General features: G+C 53.0%; 1 protein-coding gene. It reads right to left on the bottom strand.

The genetic code is table 11. The features are described 5' to 3' along the window. A partial coding sequence (locus DPQ22_RS08470) for a hypothetical protein (RefSeq protein WP_150215133.1) occupies positions 1 to 321 on the bottom strand: 321 nt, incomplete at both ends.

Here is a 321-nt window from a genome sequence, read left to right as displayed (position 1 = left end):
GGTAGCAATATCGGTCGTATTGGCAGTGATATTGCCGGTGTTTGTGGCAATATTGCCGGCATTGGCGGTCACATTGGGATTAGTCGTGTTCAACTGTGTGCCGTTGACGGCGTCAGTTGAAGTTGAAGACAGAGTGCCGGCGGTCAGGTTAGTAAGCTTCTGGCTGTTGCCGGGGCTAGCGGCGGTGCCGTTGGAAGCAGTCAGAACCAGGCTGTTTGTGTCACTGGTGGAGCGTTTCACAGGGCCAATCGTGCCGTTATTGACGCTATCAGTAATGCTCGTCAGGCTGGTATTGATGGTGCTCAAATTAGTATCAACGGC

It is taken from the genome of Candidatus Tokpelaia sp. (assembly GCF_008636115.1).
Classification (GTDB): domain Bacteria; phylum Pseudomonadota; class Alphaproteobacteria; order Rhizobiales; family Rhizobiaceae; genus QLZD01.
The sequence above is the reverse complement of the archived record's forward strand: the minus strand, read 5'-3'. Positions and strand labels throughout refer to the sequence as shown.